Here is a 26,194-nt window from a genome sequence, read left to right as displayed (position 1 = left end):
CGGGGGCCGCCGCCCGCCGTGGTTCCGGGCAGCGCGGGCCGGGCACGCGCCGTCGTGCGTCAGCGGGGCTGGATCCTGATGCCGTCGAGCATGAGCGGGTCGCCCTCCCAGCGGTAGGAGAGGTCGAACGCCCGGCTGCCGCAGACGAGGACCCCCTCGGCGGTGCCGCGGGGCCGCTGGCCGGCGCGGGCGAGCGAGTCGGCCCGCTGGATGTCGGCGGCGCACGTCGGATCGATCTGGAGTTCGGTGAGCCTGCTCGTGAGCTCGGTCTCGCTCAGGTGCTGCTTGAGGGCCGGGGTGAACTCGCCGTAGGCGCGGGAGAGGTTGCCCGAGGCGAGGTCGGCGCTCATCTGCTCGGAGGCCCGCTTGACGCCCGCGCCGGGGCTGAAGACCACGAGGGCCAGGACCACCGCCGCGGCCACGGCGAGGAGGGCTGCGGCGCCGCCCACGCCCAGCCCGATCCACAGCCACGGGCTCCGCTTCCTCGGCGCCCCGCCCGGCCCCGCCCACAGCTCCTGCGGGGTGGGCTCGCGGGGCCGCTCCATGCGGGCCTGGCTCTGGTTGGGCAGCTGGGGGAACGTCATCGTGCGGGTCAGTCCTCGGCGCTAGGCGGGCGGTCGGGGGCCCCTCGCGAGGAGCGGGTCCATCCTGAATGGTATGAGGTCGCCCATCGCGAGGGCGGTATCGGTCCGCTCGACGCCGTCCACGGCGAGGATCTTGCCGTTGATCCTGAACAGGTCCTCGGCGTCGAGGGCCACGACCCGGAGCAGCAGGTCGGCTGTCCCGGTGAGGCCGTGCCCCTCGAGGACCTCGGGAATCCCGGCGATGTGCTCGGTGATCTCGGCGAGCTTGCGCTGCTGGACGTGGACGGTGATGAACGCCAGCAGGGGATAGCCGAGGGCCGCCGGGCTGATGCGGCGGTCGAAGCCGAGGAACACGTGGCCGGCCTCGAGGCGCGCGAGCCTCGCCTGCACCGTGTTCCGGGAGAGGCCCAGTTCCTGGGCGAGGGCCACGACGGTGCGGCGGGGATCCTCGGACAGCGCCCGCAGGATCCGGGCGTCGGTGGCGTCGACGACGTGCATGGTGCGCAGGCTAGCACGCTCCGGACCTGTCAGTTTGGGCACCGTGCGCAGTGTGCGCGCGATTGGTTGTACCCCCTGATGGTTGTGAGTATCGTCACATTAACCCGGCGGCCCACAGGCCTCCCGAGATCAGAGAGGGATGCGTACCCAGTGTCCAGCTACCAGATGTCGACCGGCGACGACGGCTCGCCGATCCAGCTTCTCTCCCCCCACGGCGAACGCCGGCCCCATGAACGGTACGACGCCCTCGTGGCCGACCTCGGCCCCGAGGCCCTCGCCTCGCTCTACGAGGACATGGTGGTCGCCCGCCGCATCGACGCCGAGGGGACGGCCCTCCAGCGCCAGGGCCAGCTCGGCCTGTGGCCGCCGTTCCTCGGCCAGGAGGCCGCGCAGATCGGCTCGGCCCACGCCATTGCACCCGATGACTTCATCTTCGCCAGCTACCGGGAGATCGCGGTCGCCTACGCCCGCGGCATCCCGCTGCCGGACCTCATGCGGCAGTGGCGCGGCGCCGCGAACGCGGGCTGGGACCCGTTCCGGCACAACATGGCACCGACCCAGGTGGTGATCGGCGCCCAGTCCCTGCACGCCGTCGGGTACGCCATGGGCGTCCAGTTCGACGGCGCGGAGACCGCCGTCATCACCTACTTCGGCGACGGCGCCACGAGCCAGGGCGACGTGAACGAGTCGATGGTCTTCGCGGCCAGCTTCCAGGCCCCGGTCGTGTTCTTCTGCCAGAACAACCACTGGGCGATCTCCGAGCCCGTGGGCGTGCAGGCCCACGTGCCGATCGGGCTCCGCGCGCCCGGGTTCGGCATCCCGAGCGCGCGGATCGACGGCAACGACGTCCTCGCCTGCCTCGCCGCGACCCGTGAGGCCCTCGGGCGGGCCCGCTCGGGCAACGGACCCTCGTACATCGAGGCGGTCACCTACCGGATGGGCGCCCACACCACCGCGGACGATCCCACGAGGTACCGCGACGCGAACGAGCTCGAGGACTGGCGCGGCCGCGACCCGATCTCCCGGCTCGAGGCGTACCTGCGCGCCGAGGGCGTCCTCGACGACGGCCTCCGGGCCCGGGCCGCCGAGAAGGCCGACGACGTCGCCGCCGCCCTGCGCGAGGCCACGATCCACATGCCCGATCCCGCGCCGGGGGAGCTCTTCGAGCATGTCTACGCCGGGCCGCACGCGGCCCTGGACCGGCAGCGCGAGCACTTCGAGCGGTTCCACGCCGGGTTCGACGACCACGCCGCGCACGCCGCCGGCGCACACACGGAGGGGGCCCGCTGATGGCCGGGATGACGTTCGCCAAGGCGCTCAACGCAGGCCTGCGCAAGGCGATGGAGCGGGACCCCAAGGTCGTGCTCATGGGCGAGGACATCGGCCGCCTCGGCGGGGTGTTCCGCATCACCGACGGGCTCCAGAAGGACTTCGGCGCCCACCGGGTCATCGACACGCCGCTCGCGGAGTCCGGCATCATGGGCACTGCCATCGGCATGGCCTACCGGGGCTACCGACCCGTCGTGGAGATCCAGTTCGACGGCTTCGTGTACCCGGCCTTCGACCAGATCGTCTCCCAGGTCGCCAAGATGCACTACCGCACCCGGGGCGCCGTGACCCTGCCGATCACCCTGCGCCTGCCCTACGGCGGGGGCATCGGCTCGCCCGAGCACCACTCCGAGTCGCCGGAGGCGTACTTCGCGCACACCGCCGGGCTGCGCGTCGTCTCGCCCTCCACCCCCCAGGATGCGTACACGATGATGCAGGAGGCCATCGCCTGCGACGACCCGGTGGTGTTCCTCGAGCCCAAGCGCCGCTACCACGACAAGGGCGAGGTCGACGAGGCACTCGAGCCGGGCGCCGGGGCGCTGCCGATGGGCTCGGCCCGGATCGCCGCGGAGGGGAGCGACGTCACCCTCCTCGCCTATGGGCCGATGGTGAAGACGTGCCTCGACGCCGCGGTCGCGGCCTCCGACGAGGGGGTGTCCATCGAGGTGATCGACCTGAGGTCCCTCTCGCCGGTGGACTACGGCCCGCTCGAGGCGTCCGTGCGGAAGACGGGCCGGCTCGTCATCGCGCACGAGGCCTCGCAGACGCTCGGGCTCGGCGCCGAGCTGGCCGCCGTCCTCACCGAGCGGTGCTTCTACCACCTCGAGCACGCCCCGGTGCGCGTGACCGGCTTCGACGTGCCCTACCCTCCGTCCAAGCTCGAGTTCCACCACCTGCCCGACCTGGACCGGATCCTCGACGGCGTGGACCGCGCCCTGGACAGGCCCAACTCCCTCAGCGGACTGGAGGATGGGGCATGAGCGCGGCCACGGTCGGGCCGGGATCCGGCGTGACGCGCCCGTTCCTGCTCCCGGACCTGGGCGAGGGCCTCACGGAATCCGAGATCGTCTCCTGGCGCGTCGCGGTGGGAGACTCGGTCCGCCTCAACCAGGTCATCGGCGAGGTCGAGACCGCCAAGGCCGTCGTCGAGCTCCCGAGCCCCTACACCGGCACCGTCACGGCGCTGCTCGCCGAGCCGGGGGACGTCGTGGCCGTCGGGGCGCCGATCGCCGAATTCGAGGTCGCGGCCGACGCCGGCCGCCCGCCTGCCGCTGCCGCCTCGCCTACGTCCTCGGGTGCGGCAGGGGAGGCGCCCCAGCGCCAGGCGACGCTCGTGGGCTACGGCGCCATGCCGGAGACCGGAGCACGGCCCGCGCGCCGCGCCCGCCTGTCGGTCGTAGGGCCGGCCCCGGCAGCCGAGCCGGGCGGAGCGCAGCCGGCACCCGCTCCGGCACCAGGGCCCGGCGCGAGGGAGACGGAGCCCCGCCCCGCGGAGCGTCCCCGGTCCACCCCTCCCGTGCGCAAGCTGGCCAAGGACCTCGGGGTGGACCTCGCGGGCCTGGCCGGCACGGGCCCGCGAGAGCTCATCACCCGCGACGACGTGCTCGCCTCGATCGGAACCGGTGCTGCCGGCACGGCCCCTGCGGGGACCGCCCCGGCGGCAGGCGCCCCGGCCGCCCAGCCGCCCGCCGGCGCCGTGCGCGAATCCAGGACGCCCATCAGGGGCGTGCGCAAGCACACGGCGGCGGCGATGGTCGCGAGTGCGTTCACCGCCCCCCACGCCAGCGAGTTCCTCACCGTGGACGTCACGCCCGCGATGGAGCTCCTCGGGCGGCTGCGCGAGAGCCGCGCGTTCGCGGGCCAGAAGATCACCCCGCTCACGCTCGTCGCGAAGGCCGTGCTCATCGCTCTGCGCCGGAGCCCGTCGCTCAACTCGCGCTGGGACGAGGACGCGCAGGAGATCGTCCAGTACCACTACGTGAACCTCGGCATTGCCGCCGCCACGCCCCGCGGGCTCGTGGTGCCGAACGTCAAGGACGCCCAGGAGCTCTCGCTCGCCGACCTGGCCGCTGGGATCGCCGCGCTCGCCGAGACGGCGAAGGACGGCCGCACGGCGCCGGCGGACCTGTCCGGGGGAACGATCTCCATCACCAACGTCGGCGTCTTCGGAGTCGACGCGGGCACCCCGATCCTCAACCCGGGCGAGGCCGCCATCCTGGCCATGGGCCAGGTCCGCAGGCTCCCCTGGGAGCATCAGGGCCAGATCGCCCTGCGGCAGGTGATGACGCTCTCGCTCTCCTTCGACCACCGCCTCGTGGACGGCGAGCAGGCCTCCCGGTTCCTCGCCGATGTCGGTGCCATCCTCGCCGATCCGGGCATGGTACTCACCATGGTGTGACGCCCACCGGAAGCCCGGCGGGCCCGCGGAATCGCGGGCCCGCCGGGCTTCCGTGTGTCCGGCTCCCGCTGGCCCCCGTAGTGGCACTCTGTGCAGCCGAGTACCCGGCCAGTGGGGCCCCCGCGGTCCCCTGCGTACACGGTCAGAAATCGCCCGAGTAGGGCCCCCTGGAGTCCCCGGAAAGACGGGTACGGATTACTCGGGCGCCTCATGGGCCCCAATTTTTACGCTCCTTCTATCACGTCGCCAGCAGCCCGCCGGCGGCGGCGAGGGTAGGGGAGCCTGCTCATGGAGCCCATCGGAAGCCTACGGATCCGCGGCCCGCGCCATGCCCGGCACCGCACCGCCAGAGTGCCCCGGAGAGCCATCTCCGCGGTGCTGGCCGGAGCGCTCGTCGGGGCGGGGCTGCTCGTGGGCACGACGGCCTCCGCGGACGTCGGCACGATCGCGGTGGACAGCCTGCGGACGGGCTGGGACAGCAGCGAGAGCGCCCTCTCCCCGTCAGCCGTCGGGTCTACGAACTTCGGCAAGCTGTTCTCCACCGCGGTGGACGGGCAGGTGTACGCGCAGCCGCTCGTGGTCGGCCAGACGGTCGTCGCCGCGACCGAGAACAACGCGGTCTACGGCCTCGATGCCACGACCGGCGCGGTGAAGTGGACCCGCTCGGTGGGCCCGGCGTGGCCGGCCTCGACGGTGAGCTGCGGGGACCTGGTGCCCAACATCGGCATCACCTCCAGCCCGGTCTACGATGCGGCGACGAACAGCGTCTTCCTGACCGCGAAGACCAACGACGGGGCGAATGCGCAGCTGCCCCACTGGTACATGCACTCGATCGACATCACGACCGGCGCCGAGCGGGCCGGCTTCCCGGTGATGATCAACGGCGCCCCCACCAATGACCCCACCCACCCCTTCAACGCGCTGACCGCGATGCAGCGGCCAGGCCTGCTGCTCATGGGCGGGGTGGTGTACGCCGGCTTCGCGAGCCACTGCGACTACAACCCCTTTGTGGGCTATGTGGTCGGGGTCTCGACGGCGGGCAAGCAGACCACGATGTGGGCCACCGAATCCGGGGTCAGCAACGCCGAGGGCGGCATCTGGCAGTCCGGCGGCGGCCTCGTCTCCGACGGGCCCGGGCGGATCCTCTTCGCCACCGGCAACGGCATCGCCCCGCAGACCTCGCCCGGATCCTCTCCGCCGGCCACCCTGGCCGAGTCCGTGGTCCGGCTGCAGGTCGGCACGGACGGCAACCTGACAGCACAGGACTTCTTCAGCCCGGCCGCGAACGTGAAGCTGAACCAGAACGACGCCGACCTGGGCTCCGGGGCGCCGATCGCGATCCCGGACGGCTACGGCACCTCCGCGCACCCGCACCTGATGGTGCAGACCGGCAAGGACGGGCACATCTACCTGCTCGACCGTGACAACCTCGGGGGCATGGCCCAGGGCACCGGCGGCACCGACGCCATCGTGGACACGGCCGGGCCCTACAACGGGGTGTGGGGGCGCTCCGCGTTCCTCGGCACCACGCAGGGCGGGTACGTCTACCAGGTCGAGAACAACGGCTACCTGCGCGCCTCCAAGATCGTCCCCACGAGCACGGGCGGGGTCCAGCTCGCCTCGGTCGGGACCTCGAGCGGGACCTTCGGCTTCTCCTCCGGGTCCCCCGTGGTGACCTCCTCCGGCACCGACCCGTCCACGGCGCTCGTGTGGGTCGTCTACGCCGGCGACGGCACGGGCACCAACGCCCAGCTCCGCGCGTACCGGGCCATCCCGGACAGCACCGGCAAGCTCGCCCAGGTCTTCAGCGCCCCGATCGGCACGGCGGCGAAGTTCGTCTCTGTCGCCACCAACGCCGGCAAGGTCTACGTGGGCACCCGGGACGGGCACGTCCTCGCCTTCGGCATCCCGACGCAGGCTGCCGTGGGCTCCACGAACAGCGACCTGGGCCAGGTCGCGGTCGGCACGAGCTCCACGACGGCCGTGACCATCACGGCCACGCGCGCCGTGACGATCAGCTCGATCACCACGAGCGCCCCCTTCGGGATCGGCACCTCGGCCACCTTCCCCACGTCCCTGGCCACCGGGGCCAGCCTCTCCCTCCCCGTGACGTTCGCCCCCACGACCACCGGCGAATCAGACGGCACTCTGACCGTGAAGACCTCCGACGGCGAGACCGACCTCCTGGGCGTCCACGGCATCGGCACCAAGGACGGCCTCGGCGCCACGCCGACGTCGCTCACCTTCACCAACGTCCCGACGGGCACAGTCAGCCGACAGACCGTCAACATCGTCAACACCGGCACGACGGCGGTCACCGTCAGCGCCGTGACCCTGCCCACGAACTCGGCCCTCGTGGTGGATCCGACCACGGTGCCCGCGATCGGGTCCACGATCCAGCCGCTCGCCTCCGTCCCCGTGTCGGTCACGTTCACCCCGACGGTCGCGGCCACCGTGAGCGACTCGTTGACCGTGACGAGCAACCTCGGCGGAGTGACGGTGCCGATCAGCGCCACGTCCATCACCGGGGCGTCCCACCTGCAGGTCCCCGCGTCCCTCGACTTCGGCAACGTCCCGGTCGGCGGATGGGCCACCAGTTCCTTCCAGATCCAGAACACCGGCAACATCCCGATGACGATCACCAAGGCGAAGGCGCCGCAGGGCGTGTTCACCACCACGACCCCCGTCTCCGAGGGCCTGGTGATCCCGCCCGGGGACTCCGTGTTCCAGAGCGTGACCTTCTCCCCGACCGCGGTCGGGCAGGCCGGCACGGCGGACACCTACTACCTCATCACGGCGGACGACGGCTCCGGCGCCCAGGAGGTCATGCTCACCGGCTACGGCGTCAACGACCCCGTCGCCGCGTACGCGCAGAAGATCGGCGCGGGGACATGGTCCTCGCCGCTCGGACAGGCCCTCACCGCCGAGTACAGCGTGGGCACCGGCACCTGCCAGGACTACACCTCCGGCATCATCTGCTGGTCGCCCACCACGGGGACCCACGAGGTCAACGGGGCCATCTACACCCGCTACGCCGCGGCGGGCGGCCCCAAGGGCTTCCTCGGCTTCCCGACCACGGACGAGACCAAGACCCCGGACGGCATCGGGGCGTACAACCACTTCTCCGGCTCGGGCGGCGCCTCCATCTACTGGACGTCCACGACCGGGGCGCATGAGGTGCACGGCGCCATCCGGGCCAACTGGGCGGCCTCGGGCTGGGAGCGGGGCCCCTTGGGCTACCCGACCACGGACGAGCTGGGCACCCCGGACGGCAAGGGCCGGTACAACCACTTCAACGGCTCCGGCGGCGCCTCCATCTACTGGACGTCGACGACGGGTGCGCACTCAGTTCGCGGGGCGATCCGGTCCAACTGGGCGGCCTCGGGCTGGGAGCGGGGACCGCTGGGCTACCCCACGACGGATGAGATGGGCACGCCGGACGGGATCGGTCGCTACAACCACTTCAACGGCTCCAGCGGCTCCTCCATCTACTGGACCCCGACCACGGGGGCGCACTCGATCCGCGGCGCGATCCGGGCCGAGTGGGCAGCGTCCGGCTGGGAGCGGGGACCGCTGGGCTACCCGACGACCGACGAGAAGGGGACCCCCGACGGCTCGGGCCGCTACAACCACTTCTCCAAGGCGGCCTCGATCTACTGGACCCCATGGACCGGAGCGCACTCGGTGCTCGGCGCGATCCGGGCGACGTGGGCCTCGATGGGCTGGGAGCAGAGCTGGCTCGGCTACCCGACCTCGGACGAGTACTCCGTCCCCGTGGGACGCGCGGAGGACTTCGAGAACGGCAGCCTGACCTGGAGCTCCACCACCGGAATGGTGAACGCCTCCAGCTGAGGGCCTGGGCCAGCGACCTGTCCCGTCTGCTGGCCTGAAGGGGGAGCGGCGCTCACGGCCTGGCCGTGAGCGCCGCTTCCGCCATGACGGCCAGTGTCGCCCGGGCCGAGGAGGCCCCCAGGCTGCCCCCGGGCCTGCGCACCGAGTGCGGCGTCGAGTTGATGAGGCCGAACACGGCCTGGGCCCGCATCCGCAGCTCGGCGGCGCTCGCCGCCGGGTGCACGGGCCGCAGCGCGTCGCACCACACCTCGACGTAGGCGAGCTGGAGCGAACGCACGCGCCTGCGGTCGGCGTCCGCGAGGGAACCGAAGTCCCGGTCCTGCACCCGGATGACGTCCGGCTGGGCGAGGGCGAAGTCCACGTGGAAGGCGACGAGCGCGCGGAGGGGGGCGGCGTCGTCGGCCGCGTCCGAGGCTGCCTCGAGCGCCACCCGGCGTCCCCCCTCGAGCAGGTCCTCGCTCACGCCGACCAGCAGCGCCCCGAGGACCGCCTGCTTCCCGGGGAAGTGGCGGTAGATGGCCGGTCCGCTCACGCCCGCCGCCGCACCGAGGTCCTCGAGCGAGGCCCCCGCGTAGCCCTGGGCGGCGAACAGCCCGGCCGCCGCGTCGAGGATGGCCTGCCGCCGCTCGGCCTTGGCCTGCACGCGCGGGCTCACGCTCTCGCCCATATCCCTCCCCGGTCCGGCGGAAAATCCCTGTGCTGGACATCACAGTTAATCCACATTAACTTAGAACTCAGTTAGCCGTCACTAACCGAGTTGATGCGGGCGCTGCCCGTCCCGGAGGACAGATGGATACCCTGACCAGCCGGATCGATCCGGCAGGCCCCGACTTCGCCGAGAACGATGCCGCCCAGCGCGCCCTCGTCGACGAACTGCGTGCGCGCCTCGCCGCCGCCGCGCTCGGCGGCCCCGAGCGGTCCCGCGCGCGCCACGTGGCACGCGGCAAGCTGCTCCCGCGCGAGCGGATCGACGTGCTGCTGGACGAGGGCTCGCCGTTCCTCGAGGTCGCCCCGCTCGCTGCGGACCGGATGTACGACGGCGAGTGCCCCGCGGCGGGGGTCATCGCCGGCATCGGCCTCGTCCACGGCCGCCACGTGATGGTCGTGTCGAACGACGCGACGGTCAAGGGCGGCACCTACTACCCCCTGACGGTCAAGAAGCACCTGCGCGCGCAGGAGATCGCCCTCGAGAACCGGCTTCCCTGCATCTACCTCGTCGACTCGGGCGGGGCGTTCCTTCCCAAGCAGGACGAGGTGTTCCCCGACCGCGACCACTTCGGCCGGATCTTCTACAACCAGGCGCGCCTCTCCGCCGCCAAGGTCCCCCAGATCGCGGCCGTCCTCGGCTCCTGCACCGCCGGCGGGGCCTATGTGCCGGCGATGAGCGACGAGACCGTGATCGTGCGGAACCAGGGCACGATCTTCCTCGGCGGCCCGCCGCTCGTGAAGGCGGCGATCGGCGAGGTCGTCACCGCCGAGGAGCTGGGCGGGGGAGAGGTCCACGCGAAGGTCTCGGGCGTGGCCGACCACCTCGCCGACAACGACGAGCATGCGCTCGAGATCGTGCGCAGCATCGTCGAGACCCTCCCGCCCCCCGGACCGGCCCCGTGGGAGGTGCGCGCCGCCGTCGAGCCCAAGGTCGAGCAGTCCGAGCTGTACGGCGCGGTGCCGGTCGACGTCAATGCGCAGTACGACGTCCATGAGGTCATCGCCCGACTCGTGGACGGAAGCGAGTTCCACGAGTTCAAGAAGGACTACGGCCCCACGCTCGTCACCGGGTTCGCGCACCTCGAGGGGCACCCGGTCGGGATTGTCGCGAACAACGGGGTCCTGTTCTCCGAGTCGGCGATGAAGGGCGCTCACTTCATCGAGCTGTGCGACCAACGGGGCATCCCGCTCGTCTTCCTGCAGAACATCTCCGGCTTCATGGTGGGCCGCGACTACGAGCACGGAGGCATCGCGAAGCACGGGGCGAAGATGGTCACGGCAGTGGCCACGACCCGCGTCCCCAAGCTCACGGTGGTGATCGGCGGCTCCTTCGGCGCCGGCAACTACTCCATGTGCGGGCGCGCGTACTCGCCCCGGTTCCTGTGGATGTGGCCCGCGGGCCGCATCTCGGTGATGGGCGGCAATCAGGCCGCATCCGTGCTCGCGACCGTCAAGCGCGATCAGTTCGAGGCCCGCGGCGAGGAGTGGGCCGCTGCCGAGGAGGACGCCTTCAAGGCCCCGATCCGCGCCCAGTACGAGTCCCAGGGGAGCCCCTACTACTCGACCGCGAGGCTCTGGGACGACGGCGTGATCGACCCGGCCGACACGCGCCGCGTCCTCGGCATGGCCCTCGCCGTCGTTGCCCAGTCACCCCTGCCGGAGACGTCCTTCGGCGTCTTCAGGATGTGAGCCGCATGACCGCCACCACTGCTTCCGTCCGGCCCTTCGCCAAGGTCCTCGTGGCCAACCGCGGCGAGATCGCGTGCCGCGTGATCCGCACCCTGCGCCGGCTCGGCATCTCCTCAGTCGCGGTGTACAGCGACGCCGACGCCGGGGCGCGCCACATCCACGAGGCCGACGAGGCCGTCCGCATCGGCCCCGCCGCCGCGGCCCAGAGCTACCTGAGCATCCCCGCCATCGTCGACGCGGCGCGCGCCACCGGGGCAGAGGCCGTCCACCCCGGCTACGGCTTCCTGAGCGAGAATGCCGAGCTCGCCCGCGCGCTCGCGGACGCCGGCATCGTCTTCGTGGGCCCCGGCGCCGAGGCCCTCGCCGTCATGGGGGACAAGATCCGGGCCAAGAACCACGTGGCCGGCTACGGCGTCCCGGTCATCCCCGGCGTCGCGGAGCCCGGGCTCACTGACGCGGAGCTCATCGAGCGGGCCGCCGAGGTGGGGTTCCCGATCCTCATCAAGCCCTCGGCCGGCGGGGGCGGCAAGGGCATGACCGCCGTCGAGTCCGCGGCAGACCTCCCGGCCGCCCTGGCGACCGCGCGCAGGGTCGCGACGGCCGCCTTCGGTGACGGCACGCTCCTCCTCGAGCGGCTCGTCCGCGCCCCGCGGCACATCGAGGTCCAGGTCCTCGCGGACACCCACGGCACCACGATCCACCTCGGCGAGCGCGAGTGCTCCCTGCAGCGCAGGCACCAGAAGGTCATCGAGGAGGCCCCCTCGCCGCTGTTCGCCACGGACCAGGGCGCCCGCACCCGGGACCGCATCGGGGCCGCGGCCTGCGAGGCCGCCCGCTCCGTCGGCTACGTCGGCGCCGGCACGGTCGAGTTCCTCGTCTCCGACGAGGCCCCGGACGAGTTCTTCTTCATGGAGATGAACACCCGCCTCCAGGTCGAGCATCCCGTGACGGAGATGGTCACCGGCATCGACCTCGTCGAGCAGCAGCTCCGCGTCGCCGCGGGCGAGCCCCTGGCCCTGCGCCAGGAGGAGATCCGCCTCGACGGCCACGCGATCGAGGCCCGCATCTACGCGGAGGTCCCCGCGCGGGGCTTCCTGCCGGCGACCGGCACCGTCGCGCTGCTGCAGGAGCCGGCCGGGGAGCACGTGCGGGTGGACAGCTCCCTCGAGCCGGGCCTGGCCATCGGCTCGGACTATGATCCGATGCTCGCCAAGTGCATCGCGTGGGGCCGCACCCGGGGCGAGGCGCTCGGGACGCTCGACGCGGCGCTCGGGCGCTACACCGTGCTCGGCGTCGAGACCAACATTGAGTACCTCAGGCTCCTGCTCGCCGACGAGGACGTGCGCGCCGGGCGTCTGGAGACGACCCTGATCGAACGCCGGCTGCCCGGCCTGTCCTTCCGGGGCCCAGGGGAGGCCGAGTACGCCGCCGCGGCGCTCCTGGCCGCCGGGGCCGTGCCGGCCGCCGGCAGCGGCGCCGCCCCGGCTGCCGCCCTCGGCCCCTGGGCCCCGGACGGCTGGCGCCTGGGCGCCCCGGGCGCCCGGCGCGTGAGCCTCTCAGCCGCGGACGGCGGCGTCGTGACCGTCACCCTGCGTGGCCCCGTGGGCGGCGCGGACCCCTGCGCCGCCACGGTCCGCATCGACGTCGGCAGCGAGCGCGGAACCGAGCGGACGGCGAGCCTGCGGCGCGAGGGACCGGCCGGCGTCGTGCTCGCCCTGGAGGGCGCAGAGCACCGCTTCGCGTGGGCCCTCACGGAGGGCCCGGCGGGGGAGCGCACCGTGCACCTCGGCGACACGGGCTGGTCCGCCGCCCTCCCCGTCCTCGGCCGCGCGGAGCGGCTCGAGCGGCTCCGCGCCGCCGTGCACCGGCACGAGGGCGAGGCAGCCCCCGAAGTCCGCACGCCGATGCCCGGCACGGTCGTCTCCGTCGCCGTCGACCACGGCCAGGCCGTCGAGGCCGGCCAGCCGCTCGTCTCCGTGGAGGCCATGAAGATGGAGCACCAGCTCGTCGCGGCCCTCGCCGGGACCGTGGCACTGCACGTCACCCCCGGCGCCCTCGTCAAGGCCGACCAGGTCGTTGCCACCGTCACCCCCCACGAAGCCACACCGCGCGATGCGCACGAAGGAGCCTGACCCATGGACTTCCAGCTCACCGACGAGTACCAGGAGCTCTCCGACACGGTGCGCGAGTTCGCCGACGAGGTCGTCGCGCCCGTGTCCGCCCGCCACGACGAGGAGCACAGCTTCCCCTACGAGGTGATCGCCCAGATGGGCGAGATGGGCCTGTTCGGCCTGCCGTTCCCCGAGGAGTACGGCGGGATGGGCGGGGACTACTTCGCGCTCGCCCTCGCGCTCGAGCAGCTCGGGCGCGTGGACCAGTCGGTCGCGATCACGCTCGAGGCCGGCGTCTCGCTCGGGGCCATGCCGATCCACCGCTTCGGCACCGAGAAGCAGAAGGAGGCGCTCCTGCCCGACCTCGCTGCGGGCCGCGCGCTCGCCGGCTTCGGCCTGACGGAGCCGGGGGCCGGGTCGGACGCCGGCGGGACCAAGACGACCGCACGGCTCGAGGACGGGGCAGACGGGCGCGAGTGGGTCATCAGCGGGTCGAAGGAGTTCATCACGAACTCCGGCACGGACATCACGAGCTTCGTGACCGTCACGGCGGTCACCGGCACGGAAGAGCGGCCCGACGGGACCGCCCGCAAGGAGATCTCCACGATCATCGTGCCCACCGGCACGCCGGGTTTCCGTGCGGAGAAGGCATACAACAAGGTGGGCTGGAACGCCTCGGACACGCACCCGCTCTCCTTCAAGGACGCCCGCGTCCCCGAGGAGAACCTCCTCGGCGTGCGCGGCCGCGGCTACGCCAACTTCCTCTCCATCCTCGACGAGGGCCGCATCGCGATCGCCGCCCTCGCCACGGGCGCCGCCCAGGGCTGCGTCGACCTGTCCGTGAAGTACGCCAAGGAGCGCACCGCGTTCGGGACGAACATCGGCAAGTACCAGGCCATCCAGTTCAAGATCGCCCGCATGCAGGCCCGCGCCCACACCGCCAGGCTCGCCTACTACGACGCGGCCGCGCGCATGCTCGCCGGCAAGCCGTTCAAGACCGAGGCCGCGATCGCCAAGATGGTCGCGGGGGAGGCGGCGATGGACAACGCCCGCGACGCTACCCAGGTGTTCGGCGGATACGGCTTCATCAACGAGTCCACGGTCGCCCGGCACTACCGCGACTCGAAGATCCTCGAGATCGGCGAGGGCACCACCGAAGTCCAGCTCATGCTCATCGCGCGCGAGCTGGGGCTGTGAAGCCGCCCCTAGCCAAACGGGGCGCCCTGACGTTGGATGAGGGCAGGTGCGGCGCGGCAGAGCGGGCGCAGCGCCGCCGGCAGCTCGGAACGAGGAGGGGCACGTGATCGACAAAGTGGTGGCGAGCGCCGAGGAGGCGGTCGCGGACATCGGAGACGGGGCCTCGCTCGCCGTCGGCGGGTTCGGCCTGTGCGGCATCCCGGTGGCCCTCATCGACGCCCTGCACGCCCAGGGCACCACGGGGCTGACCACCATCAGCAACAACTGCGGCGTGGACGACTGGGGCCTCGGGATCCTCCTCGCGGACGGCCGGATCACCCGCACCATCAGCTCCTACGTGGGCGAGAACAAGGAGTTCGCACGCCAGTTCCTCGCGGGAGAGCTCGAGGTGGTGCTGACCCCGCAGGGCACGCTCGCCGAGAAGCTCCGGGCCGGCGGCGCCGGCATCCCCGCCTTCTACACGGCGGCCGGGGTGGGGACCCTCGTGGCCGAGGGCGGGCTCCCGCAGAAGTACGACGCCGACGGGAACGTCGTGCTCGCGTCCTCGCCGAAGGAGGTCCGCTCCTTCAACGGCGCCGACTACGTGCTCGAGGAGTCCTTGACCCCTGACTTCGCGCTCGTCCACGCCCAGAAGGCGGACCGCCACGGGAACCTCGTGTTCCACGCGACGGCCATGAACTTCAACCCGCTGTGCGCGATGGCCGGCAGGATCACGATCGCCGAGGTCGAGGAGCTCGTCGAGCCGGGGGAGCTGGACCCCGAGAACATCGACCTGCCGGGGATCTTCGTCCAGCGCGTGGTGCACGTCCCGCCTGGCAGCCCGCACAGCGAGAAGCGCATCGAGAAGAGGACCGTGTCGAGCACCGAGGGAGCGTCCTGATGCCGTGGACCCGCAATGAGCTCGCCGCGCGTGTGGCCAGGGAGCTCGAGAACGGACAGTACGTCAACCTGGGCATCGGCATGCCCACGCTGATCCCGAACTACATCCCGGACGGAGTGGAGGTGGTCCTCCACTCCGAGAACGGCATCCTCGGCACGGGCCGGTACCCGCGCGAGGACGAGGTCGACCCCGACCTCATCAACGCGGGGAAGGAGACCGTGACCGTCAACCGCGGCGCGGCGTTCTTCGACTCGGCGACCTCATTCGGCATGGTCCGCGGCGGCCACGTGGACGTCGCCGTGCTCGGGGCCATGGAGGTCTCCGCCCACGGGGACCTCGCCAACTGGATGATCCCCGGGAAGATGGTCAAGGGCATGGGGGGTGCCATGGACCTCGTGTTCGGGGCCAAGCGGCTCATCGTCATGATGGAGCACACGGACCGGAACGGGAACCCGAAGATCCTGCCCGAGTGCACGCTGCCGCTCACGGGGCGCGCGTGCGTCGACCGGATCATCACGGACCTCGCAGTGATCGACGTGGAGCGCAACGGCGTGGGCGCCGGGATGGAGCCCGGCACTGGCCCTGTGCTCGTGCTGCGGGAGCTCGCGCCGGGGGTGACCGAGGACCAGGTCGTCGCCGCGACCGCGGCAGAGCTCGAGGTGGAGATCCATGACAACGAGCCCTGAGCCGGCCCCCCTCCGCGTCGTCGAGCAGCGAGGCCTCTACTTCGACGAGCTCGAGGAGGGCGTCTCGTACGCCCACCGCCCCGGGCGCACGGTGACCGAGGCGGACAACGTCCTGTTCACCACGCTGACCATGAACACCCAGGCGCTCCACCTCGACGCGGCCTGGAGCGCGGGCCAGCCGTTCGGACAGCGGCTCATGAACTCGATGTTCACGCTCTCCACCATGGTGGGCCAGTCCGTGGCCCAGCTGACGCAGGGGACGATCGTCGCCCAGTTGGGCCTCACCGACGTGGCCTTCCCCCACCCGCTCTTCCACGGGGATACGCTCTACACCGAAACCGTCGTCGTGGAGAAGCGCCTCTCGGCCTCGCGCCCCGGACAGGGGATCGTGACGTTCGAGCACACCGGCCGCAACCAGGACGGCACCGTCGTGGCCCGGGCCCGCCGCTCGTGCCTCATGTGGACCAAGGAAGCACACACCCGGTGACCGAGATGACCGCCCAGCCCCACGCGCACGGAGCACCCTTCGCGATGGGTCCGGCCCTGCTGTTCTGCCCCGCCGACCGGCCCGAGCGCTTCGCCAAGGCCGCCGAGCGGTCCGACGCCGTGATCCTCGACCTCGAGGACGCGGTGGCGCCGGACGCGAAGGCGGAGGCCCGCAGGAACCTCGCCGAGACGCCGCTCGACCCGGAGCGGACCATCGTGCGGGTGAACTCGGCCGGCTCGGTCCACTTCGATGCGGACCTCGAGGCGCTCGAAGCCACGCCGTACCGCACGGTCATGCTCGCCAAGGCCGAGGCGCCCGAGGAGCTCGCGCTCCTGCGCGCGTACCGGGTCGTGGCCCTCTGCGAGACGGCCGCGGGGATCCTCGCGGCGCCGTCGATCGCCGCCGAGCCGAACACGGTCGGCCTCATGTGGGGAGCCGAGGACCTCGTGGCCTCCCTCGGCGGGACCTCCAGCCGCGCCGCCGACGGCGCGTACCGGGCCGTCGCCCTGCACGCCCGCTCCACGGTGCTCCTCGCCGCCGGCGCCCACGGGAAGGCGGCGATCGACGCCGTCTACACCGACATCCCGGACCTCGAGGGGCTCTCCGCCGAGGCCGCGGACGCCGTCGCCTCCGGCTTCGCCGCGAAGGCATGCATCCACCCGGGCCAGGTCGCCGCCGTGCGGGCCGCCTACGCGCCCTCGCCCGAGTCCGTCGAGGCCGCGCGGGCCCTCCTCGCCGCGGCGGAGGCCGTCGGGACGGGCGTGTTCCAGTACCAGGGGAAGATGGTCGACGGCCCGATCCTGCGCCACGCCGAGGCGGTGCTGCGCAGGGCCGGGCTCGGCTGATCCCGGCCGGGCCCTAGCTTGCCGGGCCCTCGCTCGGCGAACCCTCGCTCGCCGGCCAGAACAGCTCGGTCCGCCACGTGGCCGGGTCCGGCTCGGCGTTGGGGTCGCTCATGTAGACCTCCCACATGCTCGCCGCCGGGGTGAGGCCCTTCTCGCGCATCCACCCCGTGACCTCCTGATAGGTCTCGGACAGGGACTCGTAGGGGCCCACGTGCAGCGCCCGGATCGTGCGTCCGCCCGGGAGGGAGCTCGCGGCCACCTCGTCCGCGCCCGTGAACGGGCCCGTGACCGGGAAGCCCGCCTCGACGTCGATGGTCTCGCCGGGCATGCCGTGGTACATCGCGAACGGCGGCCCGGCGACGCGGCCGCCCTGCGCCTGGACGGCGGCGACCACCGTGCCGAAGACTCCGTCGAAGAAGCCCCTCAGCTCGTCCATCTTCACGGTGGCCCGCACCACCGCGGTCGGCTGCTCGGGCAGGTCGGTGACGCTGATCTCAGTCATGGTTCCATGCTGGCCCATCGGCTCGCAGGACGCGAGTGCCGGCAGCGGCGGTAGGGAATACTGGAGGGCATGCACACTTCCGGCACCGAGAGGGACCCGCACGCCCAGCGCTCCGTCGTGATCCTCGGATCGACCGGCAGCATCGGCACCCAGGCGCTCGAGGTGGTCGACGGCGCTCCCCACCGCTTCCGGGTCGTCGCGCTCAGCGCCGGGGGCGGAAACCTCGAGCTCCTCGCCCGCCAGGCCGTGGGCACCCGCGCCGAGGCCGTGGGCATCGCCTCCGGCAGCGCCGACGAGCTGCGGTCCCTCATCGGTGCCGCCGCGGCCGCCGCGGGCCTGGCCGGCTACGAGCCGGAGCTGCTCGCCGGCCCCGACGCGTCGGCCCGCATCGCGGCGTGGAGCGGGCCGAGCGGCCCCGCCGACGTCGTGCTCAACGGCATCACGGGAAGCATCGGCCTTGCGCCGACCCTCGCGGCGCTCGCCTCCGGGGCGACGCTCGCGCTCGCGAACAAGGAGAGCCTGATCGTGGGCGGCGCCCTCGTGACCGGGGCGGCGCGGCCCGGCCAGATCGTCCCAGTGGACTCCGAGCACTCGGCGATCGCCCAGTGCCTGCGCGCCGGCCGCGCCGGCGAGGTCGAGAAGCTCATCCTCACCGCCTCCGGGGGCCCGTTCCGCGGCCGGGACCGGGAGCGGCTGGCCTCGGTGACGCCCGCCGAGGCGCTCAACCACCCCACGTGGGACATGGGCAAGGTCGTCACCACGAACTCCGCCACCCTCGTGAACAAGGGCCTAGAGCTCATCGAGGCGCACCTGCTGTTCGACGTGCCGCTCGAGGCGATCGACGTCGTCGTCCATCCCCAGTCCGTGGTCCACTCCATGGTCCAGTTCACCGACGGCTCGGTGATCGCCCAGGCGAGCCCGCCGGACATGCGCCTGCCGATCGCCCTCGGCCTGGGCTGGCCGGACCGCGTCCCGCGCGCCGCCCGGCCGTGCGACTTCACCCAGGCCGCGGCGTGGACGTTCGAGCCGCTCGACTCCCGCGCCTTCCCCGCCGTGGAGATCGCCCGCGACGCGGCGAAGCAGGGCACCACCTTCCCGGCGGTGTTCAACGCCGCCAACGAGGAGGCCGTGGAGGCCTTCCACGCCGGCAGGATCGGGTTCCTCGACATCGTCGACACGGTCGAGGCCGTGCTCGCCGAGCACTCGGGTTCCTCGGAACTCTCTGTGGATTCCGTGCTCGCCGCCGAGGAGTGGGCACGCGCGCGGGCCGGTGAGCGTTTGGGAATCCAGAAGCCTTAGGAGATCTCCCGCGTGAACCCCACTGTCCTGTTCATCCTCGGCGTCGTGTTCGTCGCCGTGGGCATCGCCGTGTCCATCGCCCTGCACGAGGTAGGCCACCTCCTCCCGGCCAAGCTGTTCAACGTCCGCGTCACCCGCTACATGATCGGCTTCGGCCCCACCCTCTTCTCCTTCCGCCGGGGCGAGACCGAATACGGGGTCAAGGCGCTACCGCTCGGCGGCTACGTGGCGATGGTGGGGATGTACCCCCCGAACGCGAAGGACGGCTCGGTGCGGCAGTCGAGCACCGGGATGTTCCAGAGTCTCGCCGAGGCCGCGCGGGACCAGGCGCACGAGGAGGTCCGACCCGAGGACCACGGGCGGCTCTTCTACCAGCTGCCCGTGTGGAAGAAGGCCGTGATCATGCTCGGCGGCCCCGCGATGAACATCATCCTCGGCGTCCTGTTCACCGCGATCCTGCTCATGGGGTTCGGCACGCCGCAGCCCACCACGCAGATCGCGAACGTCTCGGCGTGCATGGTCGCCCAGGGCGGCGCCGGCCAGACCGGCGGGAGCCAGAACACCGACCCTGCCACCTGCACCAAGACCCCGGCGGCCGCCGCGGGCTTCCGCCCGGGGGACACGATCGTGGCCTTCGACGGCAGGAAGGTCACCGGCTGGGACCAGCTCACCAGCTGGATCCGGGCCTCCGCCGGGCGCGAGGTCGAGGTGACGGTCAAGCGCGGCGACGCGGAGGTGACCACCAAGGTCACACCCGTGCTGACCCAGCGGCCCGTCCTCGGCGCGGACGGCCAGCCCGTCAAGAACGCGGACGGCACCTACCAGACCACCCAGGCCGGCTTCCTCGGCATCGGGCCGCAGCAGGGCCTCGTGCCCCAGCCGGCCTCGAGCGTCCTCCCCGCAGTGGGCGAGAACATCGCCCAGGTGACCGGCGTCGTCGTCAACCTCCCCGCCCGCGTCGTCGCCGTCGGGCAGGCGGCCTTCAGCAGCGCCCCGCGGGATCCGAACGGCCCGATCAGCGTCGTCGGCGTGGGCCGGGTCGCCGGGGAGGTGGCCTCGATGGAGGACGTCCCCGTCCAGGCCCGCCTCGCGACGCTCGTGGGGATCCTCGCCGGAGTCAATCTCGCCCTCGCGGTATTCAACCTCGTCCCGCTCCTGCCGCTCGACGGCGGCCACGTCGCCGGCGCGCTCTACGAGGGCGTCCGACGCCGGGTGGCGGCCTGGCGCCGCCGGCCCGACCCCGGGCCGTTCGACATCGCCAAGCTCCTGCCCTTGACCTACGTGGTGGCCAGCGTGCTGCTCGTCATGAGCGCGCTGCTGATCTACGCGGACATCGTGAAGCCGGTCAACCTCTTCGGATGACGCCGACGACGTTCAGCGGCACCCGGCGCGAGGGGGATAGTCTGGACCCATGACTGTCTTCGCCGTCGAATACCGCTACGTGTCCGATCCGGAGCAGGCCGCCCGCCTCGACGAGGTGCGCCCCGACCACCGCGCGTGGCTGCGCGAGCGGGCCGAGTCCGGCGACCTGCTCGCGAGCGGCCCCTACGAGGGCGGCGGGAAGGCCCTGCTCATCTTCCAGGCGGCGGACCGCCCCGCGCTGGACGCCGTGCTCGCCGAGGACCCCTTCGCGCAGGCTTCGCTCATTGCGGAGACGGCCGCCACGGCCTGGAACCCGATCATCGGACGTCTCGCAGACGTCGCAACGGTCTGACCGGCGTCCGGCGCCGCCGGCCCTGAAACCACCCAGCAGCACCCCTGAAGGAGCCCCCCAGTGACCTCGGTCAGCCTCGGAATGCCAGCAGCCCCGCCGCCAGTCCTCGCGCCCCGGCGCAAGACCCGGCAGATCAGGGTTGGCTCGGTCGGCGTCGGCTCCGACTCCCCGATCAGCGTCCAGTCGATGACCACGACCCCCACGACGGACATCAACGCCACGCTCCAGCAGATCGCCGAGCTCACGGCCGCCGGCTGCGACATCGTCCGCGTGGCGTGCCCGTCCGCGGACGATGCCGAGGCGCTGCCCATCATCGCGAAGAAGTCCCAGATCCCCGTGATCGCGGACATCCACTTCCAGCCGAAGTACGTCTTCGCGGCGATCGAGGCCGGGTGCGCCGCCGTCCGGGTGAACCCCGGGAACATCCGCAAGTTCGACGACCAGGTCAAGGAGATCGCGCAGGCCGCCAAGGACCACGGCACCTCGCTCCGGATCGGCGTCAACGCCGGCTCGCTGGACCCGCGCCTGCTGCAGAAGTACGGCAAGGCCACCCCGGAGGCCCTCGTGGAGAGCGCGCTGTGGGAGGCCAGCCTCTTCGAGGAGCACGACTTCCACGACTTCAAGATCTCCGTCAAGCACAACGACCCGGTGGTCATGGTGCGTGCCTACGAGCTGCTTGCCGAGCGGGGCGACTGGCCGCTGCACCTCGGCGTGACCGAGGCCGGCCCGGCGTTCCAGGGCACCATCAAGTCCGCCACCGCGTTCGGGGCGCTGCTCTCCCAGGGCATCGGGGACACCATCCGTGTCTCCCTCTCGGCCCCGCCGGTGGAGGAGGTCAAGGTCGGGATCCAGATCCTGCAGTCGCTGAACCTGCGCCCCCGCAAGCTCGAGATCGTCTCCTGCCCCTCGTGCGGCCGCGCCCAGGTTGACGTGTACACGCTCGCCGAGGAGGTCACCGCGGGCCTGGAGGGCATGGAGGTGCCGCTCCGCGTCGCCGTCATGGGCTGCGTCGTGAACGGCCCGGGCGAGGCGCGCGAGGCGGACCTCGGGGTCGCGTCCGGCAACGGCAAGGGGCAGATCTTCGTCAAGGGCGAGGTCATCAAGACGGTCCCCGAGAGCCAGATCGTGGAGACTCTGATCGAAGAGGCGATGAAGATCGCCGAGGAGATGGGGGAGGCCGGTGGCGAAGATGCTGTCGAAGGCGGCCCCGTGGTCACCGTCTCGTAGCCGCCCTGCCCCGAGGGCGGTGCGCCGGCTCACCGACGAGGACACGCCGGCGCTCGCCGCGCTCGCGGCGGTGGACCCGGTCGCGAACGTGTTCGTCGCGGCGCACCTGGCCGCGCACGGCAGCGCCGCGGAGACGGGCACCGGCGCGGAGATCGTCGGGACGTTCGACGGCGACGGGCGGCTCGCGAGCGCCTGCTGGCTGGGGGCGAACATCGTGCCCGTGGAGGTCCCGGCCGAGCACGCCCGCGCCTACGCGGACGTGATCCGGCACTCGCGCCGCCGGTTCGCCTCCATCTTCGGCCCCGCCGAGGCCACCCTCGCCATCTTCGCCGAGCTGTCCGGGCCCCCGGCGCGCGACGTGCGCCGGGCCCAGCCGCTCCTGGCCATGGAGGGCGCCCCCGCGGTGCCCGCCGACCCGCTCGTGCGCGTCACGACCCTCGAGGACTTCGACGCGCTCGCCCCGGCCTGCGTGTCCATGTTCGAGGAGGAGGTGGGCTACTCCCCGGTGGCCGGCGGCAGCGACAACTACTACCGCAGGGTGCGCCAGCTCATCGCCGAGGGCCACTCGTTCGCCCGCTTCGGGGCGCAGGGGGAGGTCGTGTTCAAGGCCGAGCTCGGCTCCGTCTCGCCGGCGGCCTCGCAGATCCAGGGAGTCTGGGTCGCGCCCGCCCACCGCGGCGCCGGGCTCAGCCACGGGGGCATGGCCGCCGTCGTCGAGCATGCCCAGCGCACCGCTCCGATCGTGAGCCTCTACGTCAACGACTACAACTACAGGGCCCGCGCGAGCTACCGCCGGGTCGGCTTCGAGCAGGTCGGCACCTTCGCGACCGTCCTGTTCTGAGGACACAGCGCAACGGACATTGGGGGACACCGTGGGTCCACTGTCAGTGCCGTGGCGGCGCAGCGCCGCCACGGCAGCCTCCGCCGTGCTCGCCGTCGGCGCCCTGGCCGGCTGCCGCGCCGGCGTGCAGGTCCCGCCCTCCTCGGGGCAGGGGGGCCCGGGCCTCAACGCCTCTGGCGAGCAGCGCAGCTTCACCGGCGATGAACTCGTGGGGACGGCCGCTGCGGCCAAGACCGCGCTCAGGCTCGGCGGCGCCGTGCTGGACGCGCCCCAGCTCGCGGCGCAGAAGGAGGCCGCCGTGCAGGGGCTGTTCACGGACGCTTCCCCGGCGGCGTGCGCCGCGCTCACCGTGACGTCCACGCCCGCGGGGCTCGACCGCGCCGCCGCGGCACTCGTGGTCGCCCCCTTGGACAGCCACGCGCAGCACACCGCGGTGGGCCTCAAGAGCCGGGCGACCCCCGAGGAGGCGTCCGCCGAGGTGGCCGCCCTGGCCAAGGCCGCCGCGGCCTGCGGGCGCTACCAGGCCTCGTTCGGCGGCCTGCGGGTCCCCGTCACGGCGGCCGCGGCGGATCCGGGCGCGGATGCCCAGGAAGCGGTCATGGTCACCTCCACGGCGCAGGTCCCCGACGGCAGCGGCGGCACCCCCCAGGAGCGCACCGTGGTGCGGGCGCTGGCGGCCAAGGGGACCGTGGTCGTCGAGGTCCTCCTCGTCGACGCGCAGGCCGACGACGCCGCGGCCACCGTCCGCGGCTACATCGACATGGCGCTGGCGCGGCTGCCGCTCTAGGGCTGGGAAGCCCGAGGGGCGGGCAGCGGGCCCGTGAGATGGCGCTCGAGCGCCGGGGCGAGGAGTTCCTCTGCACGCTCGGCGGCCAGCGAGGCGAGGGGCTCGAGCTCGACGATGTAGCGGGCCACGAGGAAGCCGACCACCTGGGTCGCGGCGAGGGACGCGCGCAGCGACCGCTCGGCGTCGTCGTAGGGCAGGCCCTCGGCGACCCGGGCGAGGATCCGGCGGCGGACCACCTCCTTCAACAGGCGCGTCCGCGAGGTCGAGCCGATCGTCGCACGGAAGAAGGCTGCCAGGACGGGGCGCTGGGGTCCCTCCCACAGGGCCACCACCGCGTGCGCGAGGTAGCGGCCGCGGCCTTGGGGTGTCGTGGTGTCGAGGCCAGCCAGGATGTCTCCCGGATCCGCGGGGAGGGACACCGCTGCCGCGAACAGGGCGTCCTTGCCGTCGAAGTAGTGGTGCACGAGCGCCGGGTCCACCCTGGCCTCGCGCGCAACGCGCCGTAGGCTCACGGCGTCGAACCCATGGTCTGCGAAGAGCTGCGCGGCAGCGGCGACGATGCGCTCCCGGCGGTCCCCGCCGTCGTCCGGTCGGCCCCGGCGCCCGGCCCCCGGGGTCATGAGCTCTTGCGGGGCAGCGTGAACGAGGCGAGCAGGAGCAGTCCGACCACGATCGCGGCCATGATGCCGAAGTCCTGCCACAGTGCCGGGGTGGGGTCGGTGTTCTTCGCGATCTCCTGGAGCGCGTTGACCGAGTAGGTCAGCGGCATCCAGTCCGAGACGGCCTCGAAGACGTCGTTCATATGGTCCCGCGCCACGAACAGCCCGCACAGGAGGATCTGCGGGATCACCACCACGGGCATGAATTGGACGGCCTGGAACTCGGTGCGGGCGAAGGCGCTGCAGAACAGGCCGAGGGCCACGCCCAGGACTGCGTTGACCACAGCGACGAGCACCACGAAGCCGCCATTGCCCTTGATGTCGAGGTTGAACACCCAGTAGGCCACGCCGGTGGCGATCGCCGACTGGACGGCTGCCATGAGCGAGAAGGCGATGCCGTAGCCGAAGAGGAGGTCGCCCGTGTGGATCGGCGTGGTCATGAGCCGCTCGAGCGTGCCGGTGGTGCGCTCACGGAGCATCGTGATCGACGTGATGAGGAACATGACGATGAACGGGAAGATGGCGAGCATGATGAGCCCCACGCGGTCGAACGTGCGGGGCGCGCCCGGCGGGAGGGTCTCGTTCTCATAGAGCCAGTACACGATCGCGAGCAGCGCCGACGGGACCACGACGATCATGGCGAGGCTGCGATGGTCGTGGCGCAGCTGCTTGAGCACGCGCGCGGTCGTGGCCCACAGCATCCGCGGGTTCACGCGGCATGCTCCTTGGTTGCGAGGGGGCGGCCCGCGGCCTGCCGCTCGAGGTCCGCCCGGATGATCCCCAGGAACGCCTGCTCGAGGTCGCGGCTACCGCCGCGCTCGCGCAGGGCCTCCGGGGTGAGCTGGGCCAGGAGCCGCCCCTCGCGCAGCAGGAGGAGCGAGTCGCAGCGCCCGGCCTCCTCCATCACGTGGCTCGAGACCAGCAAGGTGGCGCCGCGGTCTGCGAGCGCCCTGAACCGGTCCCATAGGTCCACACGCAGCACGGGGTCCAGGCCCACCGTGGGCTCATCGAGGACGAGCAGCTGGGGATCCCCGACGAGGGCGCACGCGAGTGAGACCCTGCTGAACTGGCCTCCGGAGAGGTCTGCCGCACGGCGGCGGGCCAGATCGGCGAGGCCCACGGCGCCGACCGCCTCGCGCGCGTCTGCGGCGGACTTGCCGTGGAGGGCCCCGAAGTACTTCACGTTGTCGAGCACCGTGAGGTCCCGGTAGATGCTCGCCTCCTGCGTCATATAGCCGATCGCATGGCGCAGCGGCACCGAGCCCGCCGGCTGGCCGAGGACGGTGAGGGAGCCCTTCCACAGACTCTGGACCCCCACGATCGAGCGCATCAGCGTGCTCTTGCCGCTTCCCGAGGGCCCGAGCAGTCCGGTGATCCGTCCGGCCGGGACCGTGAAGTCCAGCTCGTGGAGGATGGGTCTGCGCCGGATGCGGACGGACAGAGTGTCCGCCTCGATGGCCGGAGCAGTGGAGGCGGCGTGGGCGGCCGTGTGCGGCATGGCTGGCTCCCGGGAGTGGAACGCTCATTCATCAACCGATGAATTGGAGGCTAGGCCCGTCCCCGGGCGCCGTCAAGAGCGGACACCTAGGCCTCGCGGCGGAACTGGACCTTCCACTCCTCGGGCCCCTCGACGAGGTACGAGACATCGAAGGCGCCCTCGCGGTAGCGCTGCCCGACCTGGGCCAGGAGCGGGAGCGGGGCGTGGTTGGCGATGATCACGAGCCCGGCGCCGACGGCGAGGGAGTCGAGGGCTCCGAAGATCGTCGCGTGGCGGATCGCGTGGGGGATGACCCGCACATCGAGCTCGGGGAACCCCTCGCCGTCGTGCTCTCCGCACGCGCACGCGGACTTCTGGGTCAGGGTGAGGGGGTTCTCTGCGGTGTACTCCACGGCGCATCCTT

General features: G+C 72.3%; 25 protein-coding genes. 17 read left to right on the top strand and 8 right to left on the bottom strand.

Annotated elements, in window-relative coordinates; all coding sequences use genetic code 11:
• Window positions 1-59: 59 nt before the first annotated feature.
• Entirely contained in the window at window positions 60-584 is a 525-nt protein-coding gene (locus tag ACVWWH_RS06845; RefSeq protein ID WP_066497179.1) for a hypothetical protein, read from the bottom strand.
• A gap of 21 nt (window positions 585-605) precedes the next feature.
• Window positions 606-1,082 (bottom strand): Lrp/AsnC family transcriptional regulator, encoded by a 477-nt coding sequence (locus tag ACVWWH_RS06840; RefSeq protein WP_066497180.1) that lies wholly within the window; start codon window positions 1,080-1,082, stop codon window positions 606-608.
• Between the two features lie 165 nt (window positions 1,083-1,247).
• Here ACVWWH_RS06840 and pdhA point away from each other — a divergent pair, with 165 nt between their 5' ends.
• The 4 genes from pdhA to ACVWWH_RS06820 all read left to right on the top strand — a co-directional run bounded on the left by pdhA (window position 1,248) and on the right by ACVWWH_RS06820 (window position 8,661).
• Window positions 1,248-2,372, top strand: coding sequence for a pyruvate dehydrogenase (acetyl-transferring) E1 component subunit alpha (pdhA, locus tag ACVWWH_RS06835; RefSeq protein ID WP_066502198.1), 1,125 nt, complete (start codon window positions 1,248-1,250; stop codon window positions 2,370-2,372).
• A complete protein-coding gene (locus ACVWWH_RS06830) occupies window positions 2,372-3,391 on the top strand; it encodes an alpha-ketoacid dehydrogenase subunit beta (RefSeq protein WP_457316065.1) in 1,020 nt (339 codons plus the stop codon). Before pdhA ends, ACVWWH_RS06830 begins: the two co-directional genes overlap by 1 nt.
• On the top strand, window positions 3,388-4,809 hold the full coding sequence (locus ACVWWH_RS06825; RefSeq protein WP_457316064.1) for a dihydrolipoamide acetyltransferase family protein: 1,422 nt from the start codon (window positions 3,388-3,390) through the stop codon (window positions 4,807-4,809). Before ACVWWH_RS06830 ends, ACVWWH_RS06825 begins: the two co-directional genes overlap by 4 nt.
• 288 nt (window positions 4,810-5,097) lie before the next feature.
• Complete coding sequence (locus tag ACVWWH_RS06820) at window positions 5,098-8,661, top strand: choice-of-anchor D domain-containing protein (protein WP_457316063.1); 3,564 nt, start codon at window positions 5,098-5,100, stop codon at window positions 8,659-8,661.
• A gap of 52 nt (window positions 8,662-8,713) precedes the next feature.
• Here ACVWWH_RS06820 and ACVWWH_RS06815 read toward each other — a convergent pair whose 3' ends face one another.
• Entirely contained in the window at window positions 8,714-9,328 is a 615-nt protein-coding gene (locus ACVWWH_RS06815) for a TetR/AcrR family transcriptional regulator (protein ID WP_457316062.1), read from the bottom strand.
• Window positions 9,329-9,450: 122 nt separating this feature from the next.
• Here ACVWWH_RS06815 and ACVWWH_RS06810 point away from each other — a divergent pair, with 122 nt between their 5' ends.
• The 7 genes from ACVWWH_RS06810 (at window position 9,451) to ACVWWH_RS06780 (ending at window position 17,264) form a co-directional block, all read left to right on the top strand.
• On the top strand, window positions 9,451-11,058 hold the full coding sequence (locus ACVWWH_RS06810) for a carboxyl transferase domain-containing protein (RefSeq protein WP_457316061.1): 1,608 nt from the start codon (window positions 9,451-9,453) through the stop codon (window positions 11,056-11,058).
• 5 nt (window positions 11,059-11,063) lie between these two features.
• Entirely contained in the window at window positions 11,064-13,190 is a 2,127-nt protein-coding gene (locus ACVWWH_RS06805) for an acetyl/propionyl/methylcrotonyl-CoA carboxylase subunit alpha (protein ID WP_457316060.1), read from the top strand.
• A 3-nt stretch (window positions 13,191-13,193) separates the two neighbouring features.
• On the top strand, window positions 13,194-14,366 hold the full coding sequence (locus ACVWWH_RS06800; protein ID WP_066497193.1) for an acyl-CoA dehydrogenase family protein: 1,173 nt from the start codon (window positions 13,194-13,196) through the stop codon (window positions 14,364-14,366).
• Window positions 14,367-14,469: 103 nt separating this feature from the next.
• The gene (locus ACVWWH_RS06795) at window positions 14,470-15,246 is read left to right on the top strand and encodes a CoA transferase subunit A (protein WP_066497195.1); all 777 of its coding nucleotides are present in this window, start codon (window positions 14,470-14,472) and stop codon (window positions 15,244-15,246) included.
• Window positions 15,246-15,932 carry a CoA transferase subunit B gene (locus ACVWWH_RS06790; RefSeq protein ID WP_066497197.1) on the top strand — a complete coding sequence of 229 codons (687 nt, stop codon included), beginning with the start codon at window positions 15,246-15,248 and terminating at the stop codon, window positions 15,930-15,932. Before ACVWWH_RS06795 ends, ACVWWH_RS06790 begins: the two co-directional genes overlap by 1 nt.
• Complete coding sequence (locus ACVWWH_RS06785) at window positions 15,916-16,419, top strand: MaoC family dehydratase (RefSeq protein WP_066497198.1); 504 nt, start codon at window positions 15,916-15,918, stop codon at window positions 16,417-16,419. Before ACVWWH_RS06790 ends, ACVWWH_RS06785 begins: the two co-directional genes overlap by 17 nt.
• A gap of 5 nt (window positions 16,420-16,424) precedes the next feature.
• Window positions 16,425-17,264, top strand: coding sequence for an HpcH/HpaI aldolase/citrate lyase family protein (locus ACVWWH_RS06780; protein WP_457316132.1), 840 nt, complete (start codon window positions 16,425-16,427; stop codon window positions 17,262-17,264).
• A gap of 13 nt (window positions 17,265-17,277) precedes the next feature.
• On the opposite strand, the gene ACVWWH_RS06775 is transcribed toward ACVWWH_RS06780, so the two are convergent.
• Window positions 17,278-17,766 carry a GyrI-like domain-containing protein gene (locus ACVWWH_RS06775; RefSeq protein WP_457316059.1) on the bottom strand — a complete coding sequence of 163 codons (489 nt, stop codon included), beginning with the start codon at window positions 17,764-17,766 and terminating at the stop codon, window positions 17,278-17,280.
• Between the two features lie 69 nt (window positions 17,767-17,835).
• Here ACVWWH_RS06775 and dxr point away from each other — a divergent pair, with 69 nt between their 5' ends.
• The 6 genes from dxr to ACVWWH_RS06745 are packed head-to-tail and all read left to right on the top strand — an operon-like array spanning window position 17,836 to window position 23,634.
• Entirely contained in the window at window positions 17,836-19,065 is a 1,230-nt protein-coding gene (gene dxr, locus ACVWWH_RS06770) for a 1-deoxy-D-xylulose-5-phosphate reductoisomerase (RefSeq protein WP_066497200.1), read from the top strand.
• Between the two features lie 12 nt (window positions 19,066-19,077).
• On the top strand, window positions 19,078-20,427 hold the full coding sequence (locus ACVWWH_RS06765; protein ID WP_457316058.1) for a M50 family metallopeptidase: 1,350 nt from the start codon (window positions 19,078-19,080) through the stop codon (window positions 20,425-20,427).
• 49 nt (window positions 20,428-20,476) lie between these two features.
• A complete protein-coding gene (locus ACVWWH_RS06760) occupies window positions 20,477-20,779 on the top strand; it encodes a YciI family protein (protein WP_457316057.1) in 303 nt (100 codons plus the stop codon).
• Between the two features lie 60 nt (window positions 20,780-20,839).
• Window positions 20,840-22,006: a flavodoxin-dependent (E)-4-hydroxy-3-methylbut-2-enyl-diphosphate synthase gene (gene ispG / locus ACVWWH_RS06755; RefSeq protein WP_066497205.1), complete on the top strand. Its 1,167-nt coding sequence runs from the start codon at window positions 20,840-20,842 to the stop codon at window positions 22,004-22,006.
• A gap of 19 nt (window positions 22,007-22,025) precedes the next feature.
• On the top strand, window positions 22,026-22,847 hold the full coding sequence (locus ACVWWH_RS06750; protein WP_306505429.1) for a GNAT family N-acetyltransferase: 822 nt from the start codon (window positions 22,026-22,028) through the stop codon (window positions 22,845-22,847).
• Window positions 22,848-22,878: 31 nt separating this feature from the next.
• Entirely contained in the window at window positions 22,879-23,634 is a 756-nt protein-coding gene (locus ACVWWH_RS06745) for a hypothetical protein (RefSeq protein WP_457316056.1), read from the top strand.
• On the opposite strand, the gene ACVWWH_RS06740 is transcribed toward ACVWWH_RS06745, so the two are convergent.
• From ACVWWH_RS06740 to ACVWWH_RS06725, 4 genes are all read right to left on the bottom strand, one after another.
• Window positions 23,631-24,254 (bottom strand): TetR/AcrR family transcriptional regulator, encoded by a 624-nt coding sequence (locus ACVWWH_RS06740; protein WP_457316055.1) that lies wholly within the window; start codon window positions 24,252-24,254, stop codon window positions 23,631-23,633. The two genes, ACVWWH_RS06745 and ACVWWH_RS06740, sit on opposite strands and share 4 nt — an antisense overlap.
• Window positions 24,251-24,994, bottom strand: coding sequence for an ABC transporter permease (locus tag ACVWWH_RS06735; protein WP_084249742.1), 744 nt, complete (start codon window positions 24,992-24,994; stop codon window positions 24,251-24,253). The genes ACVWWH_RS06740 and ACVWWH_RS06735 overlap by 4 nt, the downstream gene beginning before the upstream one ends.
• 8 nt (window positions 24,995-25,002) lie before the next feature.
• The gene (locus ACVWWH_RS06730; RefSeq protein ID WP_457316054.1) at window positions 25,003-25,791 is read right to left on the bottom strand and encodes an ABC transporter ATP-binding protein; all 789 of its coding nucleotides are present in this window, start codon (window positions 25,789-25,791) and stop codon (window positions 25,003-25,005) included.
• Between the two features lie 86 nt (window positions 25,792-25,877).
• Entirely contained in the window at window positions 25,878-26,183 is a 306-nt protein-coding gene (locus tag ACVWWH_RS06725; RefSeq protein ID WP_066497212.1) for a DUF2249 domain-containing protein, read from the bottom strand.
• Between the last annotated feature and the right edge of the window lie 11 nt (window positions 26,184-26,194).

This window comes from Sinomonas sp. RB5 (genome assembly GCF_054063535.1).
Note: the sequence above shows the minus strand (reverse complement) of the source record. Positions and strands in the feature narration are given on the sequence as shown.